The organism is Bacteroides sp. LFL-34 (genome assembly GCF_027257075.1).
Lineage (GTDB): Bacteria > Bacteroidota > Bacteroidia > Bacteroidales > Bacteroidaceae > Bacteroides > Bacteroides ovatus.
This window is the reverse complement of record NZ_JAPQKZ010000086.1, coordinates 1-11,292: the sequence shown is the minus strand read 5'-3', so window position 1 is coordinate 11,292 and position 11,292 is coordinate 1. Positions and strand designations below refer to the sequence as shown.

The window sequence follows — 11,292 nt, the reverse complement described above, 5'->3', positions numbered from 1 at the left end:
TAATTGGAATATAGCAACTTGTTGCCAAATGCATGAGGAAAAAGCAGCATAGCCAAAAGAAAATATAGCAGAACTGTAAAATATAAAAGAGGTTGTGCCAACGTTTTGACACAACCTCCCTCATTTTATAGTTCATATTAAAAACCCGGATTTTGGGAAAGAATATTGTTGCTCTTATCCCTTTCACCTTGCGGTATCGGAAACAGATAATCTCTGTCGTCTCTAAAATTGGCACCTTTCGATGTATTATATTTGGTTGCATAAGCACGCATAACGGTTCCGAAACGTTTTTGTCTCATCAGATCATCCCGTCTCCATCCTTCCATTGCCAATTCACAACGGCGTTCCTTCCAGATGATTTCTTTCAGACGCTCTTGGTCGGTTTCTGTTATGTCGGGCAGTGTATTAGTTGTTGTAGCAGGGATATACGCCTGTTGATCTCTTCTCGGATCTATCGGATTAGTTTTGCGGGCTCTTTCTCTTACATCATTCAGGTAAGGAAGTGCAAGCCCTGGTTTTCCATTTTCGTTTAATACTTCGGCATACATCAAGAGAACATCGGAATAACGGATCAAACGAATGTTGTAACTAATCATCCAGACGTCGAAACCTGTTTTTTCTACTGCTGGCACAGTCATCTTGTAATCATGATAACCGCTTGGAGATTCAGCATTGTCCTGCGCTTCAGTATCACCTTTATATCTATCACCAGTTTGTGTGAATACATAAGTAATACGCGGGTCATCTGCATCAAAGGCATCATAGAGGTCTTGGGTCGGTACATGAAATCCATATCCCTGATAACCGGAGATGCGTCTGCTTGTGAAAAAGTGAGGGACATTGGTACCTGTGGCTATGTTTTTGTCATATACTTTGTTGGCAATCTCAAATACTGATTCCGAACTGTTTTCATATTCAGTGCGCCAGTTCATGCCGTAATCACTCAACAATGTATAGTCTTTGTCTACTTCAATAATATCATGAAGTACCGTTTCGGCAGAGGCAAAATCACCTTTGAACATGTATGTTTTAGCAAGCATTGTTTTAGCAAAGCCACGTGTTGCACGATAAGCATCATCTTCAGAGTAATCTCCTTTTGCAGGAAGTGCGGAGGCATCGGTTAAATCATTCACAATACATTCATATACCTTCTCCAATGGGGAGCGGGGTATTTGCAGTATTTCAGCGGGTTGCATCGGCGTAGTGATTAGAGGCACTTCTCCGAATGTAGTGACCAGGCAATAATACCCGAATGCTCTCAATGCTTTTGCCTCGTTTGCATAACGTTTCAATAGTTCTTCGTTTCCTATTGCATCAGGAGCATAATAAATCACATCGTTACAGCGATTAATTAATCTGTACAGAATCTCCCAACGACGTCCTACTTCACCATTGGTTGTGTAGATCGTAAAGTCGGACAAGTCGCGTACTTCGGCACGGTCGCCGTCATTTCCTCCTCCTTTTAGAGCATCATCCGTACTGCAATCACCTACAAAATAATGATTTAATGCATATTCATTCCAAGTTGTACGTAATTGAAGATAAGCTCCAGTCAAGGCTTGTTCAATATCGCTTTCCTTCTGATAAAAATTATCGCTTGTGGTTTTACCATAACTTGGTTCGTCGAGAGAGCAGCTATACAACCCCACTCCGGCAAGAGCCCAGCATATTATAAATAATATTTTTCTCATAATGTAATGTCTTTTTAGCTAGATTTAAAATTGCAAATTAACTCCAAAAGTGAATGTACGTGAAGACGGATAACGTGTAGTATCCACTCCCATATCCAATGGGTTATTGATACCCAGTTCCGGATCAAGTCCGGAATAACCGGTTAAAGTAAATATATTCTGACCGCTCACATAGAATCTACAACTTGAAAACAGTTTGCTCTTCTGGCAAATGTGACTCGGCAATGTATAACCTATTTGCATATTCTGTAAACGCAGGTAAGAACCATTCTCCACATAGAAAGAAGAACCTCTCATATTATTGTTAGAGTCAGAGTTGGTTATGCGTGGATATACAGCATCCAAATCCCCGTCTTTTGTCCATGCTTTTGTGTAAGCATCCGCCAATGCATTCTGGCGTCCTGCTGAAGCAAGGCTTCCTTTAGCAACGTTCCAGATGTCATTTCCAATAGTTCCTTGGAATGCCATGCTTACATCAAAGTTCTTATAACTAAATCCTAAGTTGAAACCATAAATGAGGTCCGGATTAGGATCACCGATAAAAGTACGGTCATCATCATCGTTCAATTCGCCTGATTCTCCTAATTTGGCAAACTTGAAATCACCCGGTTGTGCATTAGGTTGAATCTTGGTACCATTCTTATCCACATAATTGTCTATCTCTTCCTGATTCTGGAATATTCCTATTTGTTTGTACCCCCAGAAACGTCCGATAGGACCTCCTACATACGTACGGCTAGTGTTTCCACTCAAATATTCCGATGTAAGTTTGGTTACCTCTGTCTTATAAGTAGACATGTTCAGCCCTACATTGTAATTAAAGTCTTTTCCTATCTGGTTACGGTAGTTGACTACTATTTCGAAACCGGTATTCTTCAAGTCTCCTGCATTGAAGAAGGGGCTGTTGGGGAAGGCGCCAAAAGAAGGGATAGGCATATTGAGCAACATGTCACTTGTTTTCTTGACATAAAAGTCCATGCTAACATCAAGGCTGTTTTTAAAGAAAGACATATCTAAACCGATATTGGTTTGCTGGCTGGTTTCCCATTTAATATCTGCATTTCCCACATAAGTCGGGACGTAACCTTGTGAGTATCCGTTTCCAAAGTACCACTGATTCTCATTATTGGTGCCAATCAACGTAAGAGGCGCGTCTCTATCAATTCGTTGGTTACCATTCTGTCCCCATCCTACACGCAGTTTTAAATTGGAAATTGTATTTTCAATGTTCAGGTTTTTGAAGAATTCTTCATTGCTCACTCTCCAACCTAATGAGACTGATGGGAAATAGCCCCAACGGTTACGTTTGGCAAATCTTGAAGAACCGTCGGCACGGAAATTGACTGTAGCAAGGTATCTATCATCATATACATAGTTGATACGTCCCAGGTATGATAACATAGAAGATGTTTCTTTACCTCCCGAGGTGTTATCTCCGGCTGTTTGTGCATCAAGTATCTGATAGATTTCATCGTTACCTAAAGCTTTTCTCTTAAATGCATTAATGCCTTCGCTGCTGTTCTTCTCATAAGTCATGGCAACCATTGCATCCAGTTTATGTCTGCCTATTGTCGTGTTGTAATTAAGGCGTTGTTCCACCTGATAATTAGAAGTAACAGCGCTATTATTATTCAATTGAGTTTCTTTATTATATTTACTTTCCTGATTCGCTAAGTTATCTTCCGAAAAAGTAGATGAATAGACAGGACGGAAGTCTTTGAAAGTATCATGGTATCTTTCGAAGCTATACTGTACCCGATAGCTCAATCCTTTATACAATTTGATTTGGGCAAACACATTACCAAATACATTGAATATGTCATTGTATCTATTAGGAAGTTCGAGCATGGCTACCGGATTAGGGTCGTAAGACCATTCGGTAGGCGCATATTTGTTATATTCGTAATTTTCAGAAGACGGATCTACCAACGGGCTGATAACAGGGGTAAAAGGATCAGCTTTTTGAATGAAATCGAATGAAGGAATTGCTCCTGCGTCACGTTTTCTTATCTTTGCCAGATTGACATTGGCGCCAACAGTGATAAATTTGTTGATATCATATTCAAGATTCGCTTTAAGTGAAAGTCTCTTGAATTCAGTAGTGATGATTGCACCCTGATCGTCTACATATCCTAAACTTAAAGAAGATCTCGAATTATCTGTCCCCTTGCGGATGCTTAGATTATAGTTCTGGTTGAAAGCTGTACGGGTTACTTCATTCCACCAGTTGGTATTATAACCTTTCTGATACTGATTGGTAAACTTATCCTTCATTGAGTTTTGAAAGCTTGCATCATTTTCATACGCTTTCATGATGAAGTTGTAGTATTGGTCGCTGTTCATCATGTTCAATGCTTTATAACTGTTTTTTACACCTACATAAGCATCCAATGTTACAGTCGTTTCACCTTTCACTCCTCCCTTGGTAGTAATGAGGATTACTCCATTAGAACCTCTCGAACCATAGATAGCGCAGGCTGAAGCATCTTTTAATACTTCCATACGTTCAATATCAGATGGATTCAGGCTGCTGATGTTATCCATGAACTGTCCATCAACCACGTACAATGGATTGTTGTCATTGACGGTCCCTAAACCTCTCACGCGGATCACTGCATCCGATCCCGGCTGGCCGGAACTGGCGGCAACAAATACGCCGGCTGCCTTACCTGTTAGTAGTTCGGATGCATTAGATACTGCATAGTTCTTAATATCCTTACTACTTATAGAAGCCAAAGCACCGGTAAGGTCACTCTTTCTTTGAGTACCGTAACCAATAACCACAACCTCATCCAATTCATTATCGGACACTAGATTTACATTGTACGTTCCGCTATTTGTTACGTTTACAATTTCAGTTTTAAAACCTACATACGAGAATGAAACTTTATTTGACGATACTTTTAATGTATATCTACCGTCAAAATCAGTGATAGTACCATTGGTCGTTCCCACTTCAAGAACAGAAACTCCAATTAAAGCCTCTCCGGTATTACTGTCGTATACCACACCCGAAATACTCTTGGTTTGCTGTGCAAAGACATTTGTGCAAACAGCAAGAATAAGAATGAATAATAATAAATGCTTACTCATAGTTTATACACTTAGATTTAATTATATGAAATGATATTTTGTTTATTCGCAATAATCTTACCATTTTTCAGTTCTAATTCTGTTCCGGCGGGAAGTTCCACAATTACTCTTGCGTCGTTGGCCGGGATCTCAACGGAGCCATTTGTCTTTATATTTTTTGCTATATATTCTTTGGCAACAATATCAAACAAATCGCATGGTTGGGTAGCTTGATAAGTAATGGTTTTGGTCTCTTTATGAGGGTTATAATAGAGATAGACCGGATAAGGTTTCTCTGTATAGAAGTCTGTGACATTGCAATCCAGTCGGAGAATACCCTCCACATTCGTTTGACAAACAATGGCCCCCAAAATACCAACAGGAGAAGAGCTGTAAACACTGAACATGCTTTCCGTCGGATTACCTTTTATCCATTTGGGACCATCGCCGATTGCAACCGGACTAACTCCTTTTAATGATGCTTTTCCATAGTCATCCGTTTTTCGTAAACCTTCATAAGAAACATTATCATAAGTAATGTCCTTCAATTCCGGAGCCCATTGATGTGTTTCATCTATTTCCCCCGGATAGAACAAACGACATGCACTTGCATTGTTCAACATCCACTTGCCGATAGCTTTTGCATATTGAGGCTGATATTTCACCATCGGAATGAAAGGCCAGGCAGGTTTGATACTGTTCATGAGGAATGCATATCCTCCGCCGTCTGTGATACTTCCTTGCAGACCACTTACATCATAATCACCCCATTTTCCTACAATAATTCCCCAACCGGTTCTTCCTGCAGGGCTTTTACATCCGTCAAATACCCAATCAAGAAGTTTGGCTACATCATAGTTGGCTCCCTCTACTGCATTCAAATAGGCTGCCGTATAAACTCCGAGTGGTAAAAGAGCCTCGTAAAAACGACTTTCTTTTTGGGCAAGCAGGGCTTCGATAGCACTCTTACTATGTTGCAGATAACGTGGATCGCCAAACTTATGATAAGCACACAACAATACATAAGCATGACCACCGGCAGCGTCTTGTTGCAATGGAATATTATTCACCATTCCTTTCATTTGTGCATAGTCAAAATAAGAATAGTCGTAATTTCCATTCAATACGGAATCTGCTTTAACAAACTGCTCCGCAATACTTTTTTGTATCTTCTCTGCCCCGTCTACATTGGGGAAAACATCGCATATCGCATAATATAAGGCATTGGGTAATACATCATACCACCAGTCACGACCATAGCCTCCTCCTAAAAGGGCTACTGACGGAGTCGTATTGTTCATGACTATATTCCAGCCGTTATCAGAATTGAAATAATTCTGCACCATTTTTACATAGTTATATCCGTCTTGATTCGTCTTGTCAATCCCTACAAGGCCGGCACCAAGAATAGCTGCCAATGAATTCAGACTTTCATGGAACTCTCCATTATTGGCATTCTTTCCCTGACGAATATCTTTAATGGCAGTATATAAGCCAAATGTAGTCTGGTCCATATTTCTGCGGGTGTCATCTAACCAGATTAATGGTCCGACTTCGCTTTTATTATTCCAGTCAAAGATAAACTGGTCATACTTTTGGGCTTTTTGCTTCCAGTCCAGCATTTTATAAGTTTCAGGCATATCAGGCATAGAGTCTACCCTATGGATGGAAACCTGTTTTACCTTTTCACCAAAGTTATTTCCGTTGCCCGAGCAAGATGCCAGGAAACAAACGGTCATAAGTACAAAAACACCTTTACTTGTCATTTTCATGTTCAATAGTATCAGTTTGATTAGTAATATTCTTAGCTAAAGGATATGCCGCTAATTGTAATCCGGCAACAATCACCAGCGCATATTTCAATGCAAAATCCTGCGATACACAATAAGCAAGGAAGATAAACAGTAGTAAACCGAAAGCTCTTCCAAGGAAAAGGCCGAACTCATGACTTAGGATATATGCATATTCGTTTCTATTCTCAATCTTTGCAACTGCATCAATTGTTCTCATCATAATGGGGAAGTAAGCCAGGTCGAACAAAGGCTGGAATATCACTTTGCAAAGGACGAAAAGGATCACTCCCGTAGCAGAGAAGAGAATACCGTTGAATAGTGTACCGGCAAAGAATACGATTAGTCCTCCTACAAATATTTTCAAACGGTCTTGCGGGCGGGCCATACGTCCTAATACATACACCAGGACAGCGGTCAATGCTCCGCTAACTCCCTGAATCAATCCTAACGCTCCTTCATCTCCTACCAGCTTCAATACTAATATAGCCGGTGCCGTTACTAAAAAACCTTGAACCATTCCTTTCAATGCGGCTAGCCACAGCATCTTTTTCCAAAGTATGTTGAAGCGGAAATAGAGGAAGTTCGTTTCTTTAGGGTTCTCGAATTTACCTTTCCACAGTGTCATGCAGGCGATAACGGTAATGACTACTGCTGCCATCGTAACTACACAGTAAGAGGTATTGATATTGAAGAGGAATCCGAAAACTTCTTTTCCATCTATCTGGCTGATAAATGCGCCTATAATTAAAGGAACACCGATGGAAGTAATAGAAAAGAAGAAAGACTCTAGTCCGAAGAAATAGTTACGGCTGTTGTCGTTGGTATTATAGAGAGCCAGCAGGTATCGGTTGGTCCAAAAGAAACCAGAAGCTGCTCCCATTAAAAAGCCGGCCAGACCAAGTTCGATGAAGCCAAGTGACTTGATGGTCATCATACCGAACATGGAAATGCCACTTACCAGGATTCCTACCGAATAAAGTGTCTTCACACTGTATTTCTTTAGCAGATAGCCGTTAACAAGAGAGGTAGTAATGATGCCTATATACATTGCCAGCTGATAAAAAGCAACCATCACGGGGTCACTCGTGTTTCTCATGATATAGGCTCCCACAAAGATTTCTACTATCGGTAGTACCAATGCATAAAGCATATTGGTAACCAACAGTGTTCTCATGTTAGGTTCCTGTTGCTTAAAGAACAGATATTCTTTTTTCAGTTTATTCATTACTTCTCTTGTGTCTGTTTTAATACGTTTAATATCTCTGAAATGGAAAGCTCTGCCTTACAAATCACTTCATCGCTTGCTCCATAATACATGGTTATCGTATCGCCGTCCACCAAATGCCCATTAGTGAAAACTACATTTCCGAAGAAACCTGTTTGCTCATAAGCGGCGATAGGTTCCATGATAGGTTCTTCGCTTCTTGCAATGACTTTCGACGGGTCATTTAAATCGAGTAATAAAGCCCCCAAGCAATAACGGTGATTAAAATCGGCTCCATGATAAATCTCCAGCCAGCCTTCTTCTGTCTTTATTGGAGCTGCCCCTGCCCCTACACGTGCGCAATCCCACATTCCGTCACGAGTGGTTGCCACACATTTGTGGTTTCCCCAATGCAAGCGGTCGGGCGATTCTGCCAACCATATATAATTGCCGCCAAGTTCGGGACTGCTCGGGCGATGAAGAGCGAAATACTTGTCGCCTATCTTCTGTTCGAATAATGCACAATCTTTATTATGCGGTGGGAATATCATTCCATGCCGTGTATAGTTTTTCCAATCATTGGTGTGAATCAGTCCAACCCCTACAGCTACCGACGATACTTCTGTGAAAGTAAGGTAAAAACCATCTTCGGTTGTTGCAACACGGCAATCCTCAATACCGAATGCTTCCAGCTCTCCTTTTCCGAAAATAGGTGGAAATTCCGGTTCATCTTTGAAGTGAATACCGTCGGTACTTGAAACCAATCGTAAGTAAGACATCGTGGTCAGATAATTCTTTCCTTTGTAACCGATAACGCGTGGGTCTGAAGCATCCAAATCGGGATCATTCTTTAGAAACGAAACCACTTCTATTTTTCCTTTTTCATTATATATAGGAAAACTGATAATTCCTTCTTTCTGTATAGGTCTTTCTGCGACGCGCAAAAGTAACCAAATTTTGCCTTGATATTTGAAAACTCCGGGATTTAACAAACATGTAATTTCCATTCCGTTGATTCCCGCTTTTAAATCTTTTGGAGCCAGTAGGGGGTTCTGCTCACATCTTTTAGCTATATCCATAATATTTCGATTAGTGATTATTTCTGTGAACAAAAGTATGAGATGAGAGACAGGAAAGCGTTTACTATATTCTCAAAGAAGTGTACACATGCTCAAGAACATGTTTTTAAGAGGATGATATTGGGGAATGATTTTAGAAGAGGCAGGGATATTCGTATTTATATGCTGTACTATTTAAAAGCTTGATTTATAGATGGATGTGCACTTCGTTGAAGTGTATTATATTCTCATAAGTGTATAGTATAGTTTCTTTGAGGAGTGCAAAAGAAACATATAAAGATAAAAAAATAAGAGGCCAAACTCAAAAATATAATTTGAGGAAGCCTCTTGTTTTTTCTTTTTAATAAAAATGATACTGTAAATCCTATTTCTTCACGTATGGATAATCTATCGTATATAATCTGTCAGAGTTTGTTTGATAGAGGTGAAGCCGTTAAAAAAAAATTGTTAGACAGCCTCTTTTCGTTATCGGTTTGGTATACTGTCTTTATAAATAGTAATTGTCCTTTTTCTTGTTGAATCATTCTTGATACTGGTTACATCTCCCCGGGTCGTGAAATACACATAGTTTCCCAGATCGAGAAAACGGTATACTTTCACTCCGTCGTGCTCGAACAGATAACTGACTTCATAAGTCTGGTTATTTTCTGATTTTCCGCTTTTCAGTGGAATACCTGCATAGCAGGAAGCTAGTCCCGTTATGCAGAAGAAAAGAATAAAGGTCCGAATCAATGTTTTCATAATCATTTCTTCACGTGTGGATAATCTATCGTATAATGTAATCCGCGGCTTTCCTTACGCTCCATTGCTTGGCGCATAATCAGATAACCCACATTCACCATATTACGCAATTCGCAGATTTCTCTGGACGCTACGCTACGTTTGAACAGGCTTTCAGTCTCTTCGTAGATAATATCGAGTCTGTCCCAGGCACGTTTCAGACGGAGGTCACTGCGGACGATGCCTACGTATGTACTCATAATTTGATTCACTTCCTTCATACTTTGCGTAATGAGCACCATTTCTTCCGGAGAGCGGGTTCCTTCGTCATTCCATTCGGGAATATCTTCATTATAAGAATACTGATCAACCGCTTGCAGACTGTGCTTGGCGGCAGCGTCGGCATATACCACTGCTTCTATCAATGAGTTGGAAGCCAGACGGTTTCCACCATGCAATCCGGTGCACGAACATTCTCCCACGGCATAAAGGCGTTCGATGGAAGATTGTCCGTCCAGGTCGACAAGAATACCTCCGCAGAGATAGTGGGCGGCCGGGGCTACCGGGATATAATCTTTAGTGATGTCGATGCCCAGGCTAAGACATTTCTCGTAGATATTGGGGAAGTGTTTCTTTGTTTCTTCGGGATCTTTGTGGGTGACGTCCAGATATACATGGTCGTCTCCACGGTTTTTCATCTCGTTGTCGATGGCGCGTGCCACGATGTCACGGGGAGCGAGCGAAAGACGGGGATCATATTTCTGCATGAACTCTTTTCCGTCCATGGTGCGCAGTACGCCTCCGTAACCACGCATTGCTTCCGTTATCAGGAAAGAAGGGCGGTCTCCCGGATGATACAGGGCGGTAGGGTGGAATTGTACAAACTCCATATCCTTCACCGTACCTTTGGCACGGTAAACCATGGCGATACCGTCTCCGGTAGCGACTAGCGGGTTAGTGGTTGTTTTATAAACGGCTCCTACTCCACCGGTAGCCATTAGCGTCACTTTAGCAAGATAGGTATCTACTTTTCCCGTTTTCGGATCGAGGATATAAGCACCATAACATTTGATGTCCGGTGTCTGGCGGGTTACAGTCACTCCCAGGTGATGCTGTGTCAGGATTTCAATGGCAAACTGGTTTTCGATGACCGTGATATTCGGATGGCGTTGTACGGCTTTAATCAGGCTGTCTTGAATTTCTGCTCCTGTATTGTCTTTATGGTGAAGAATACGGAACTCCGAGTGTCCGCCTTCGCGGTGCAAGTCAAATTCGCCTTTCTCGTTTTTGTCAAAATCCACTCCCCACTTAATCAGTTCTTCAATTTGTGCGGGAGCTTCGCGCACTACCTTTTCTACTGCGGCACGGTTACTGATCCAGTCGCCGGCAATCATTGTGTCTTCAATGTGCTTGTCGAAATTATCCACCAGAAGGTTGGTGACGGAGGCTACACCTCCCTGGGCGAAGTACGTATTGGCTTCTTCCAGCCCACTTTTACAGATAAGAGCAACTTTACCTTTGTGCGCCACTTTCAGCGCAAAACTCATACCGGCAATTCCGGAACCGATAACGAGGAAATCGAATTTTCTTACCATAATCTTGTTATTTCATATTGCAAAGTTACTACAAAAAAGTGAAATGCGGAAAGATATAGTGATAGAATTGAGTTACAAGGGTTTTGGTTGAAGTGGCGATAATCCGTGAAGCCATTACAATCCCTGCCGAAGCCAAAT

General features: G+C 41.2%; 7 protein-coding genes. All 7 read right to left on the bottom strand.

What is annotated here, in order from left to right; genetic code table 11:
* Positions 1 to 137: 137 nt before the first annotated feature.
* The 7 genes from N5O98_RS26235 to nadB all read right to left on the bottom strand — a co-directional run bounded on the left by N5O98_RS26235 (position 138) and on the right by nadB (position 11,154).
* Positions 138 to 1,691, bottom strand: a complete 1,554-nt coding sequence (locus N5O98_RS26235) for a RagB/SusD family nutrient uptake outer membrane protein (RefSeq protein ID WP_022198933.1) — start codon at positions 1,689 to 1,691, stop codon at positions 138 to 140.
* 24 nt (positions 1,692 to 1,715) lie between these two features.
* The gene (locus N5O98_RS26230) at positions 1,716 to 4,784 is read right to left on the bottom strand and encodes a SusC/RagA family TonB-linked outer membrane protein (protein WP_022198932.1); all 3,069 of its coding nucleotides are present in this window, start codon (positions 4,782 to 4,784) and stop codon (positions 1,716 to 1,718) included.
* A gap of 17 nt (positions 4,785 to 4,801) precedes the next feature.
* Positions 4,802 to 6,535, bottom strand: a complete 1,734-nt coding sequence (locus tag N5O98_RS26225; protein ID WP_118161566.1) for a hypothetical protein — start codon at positions 6,533 to 6,535, stop codon at positions 4,802 to 4,804.
* Positions 6,519 to 7,781 (bottom strand): MFS transporter, encoded by a 1,263-nt coding sequence (locus N5O98_RS26220; RefSeq protein ID WP_022198930.1) that lies wholly within the window; start codon positions 7,779 to 7,781, stop codon positions 6,519 to 6,521. Before N5O98_RS26220 ends, N5O98_RS26225 begins: the two co-directional genes overlap by 17 nt.
* A complete protein-coding gene (locus tag N5O98_RS26215; RefSeq protein WP_004298831.1) occupies positions 7,781 to 8,839 on the bottom strand; it encodes a glycoside hydrolase family 130 protein in 1,059 nt (352 codons plus the stop codon). Before N5O98_RS26215 ends, N5O98_RS26220 begins: the two co-directional genes overlap by 1 nt.
* Before the next feature lie 465 nt (positions 8,840 to 9,304).
* Positions 9,305 to 9,580 (bottom strand): DUF4884 domain-containing protein, encoded by a 276-nt coding sequence (locus N5O98_RS26210; RefSeq protein WP_004312856.1) that lies wholly within the window; start codon positions 9,578 to 9,580, stop codon positions 9,305 to 9,307.
* Positions 9,581 to 9,582: 2 nt separating this feature from the next.
* Positions 9,583 to 11,154, bottom strand: a complete 1,572-nt coding sequence (nadB, locus tag N5O98_RS26205) for an L-aspartate oxidase (RefSeq protein ID WP_008641519.1) — start codon at positions 11,152 to 11,154, stop codon at positions 9,583 to 9,585.
* Positions 11,155 to 11,292 lie beyond the last annotated feature (138 nt).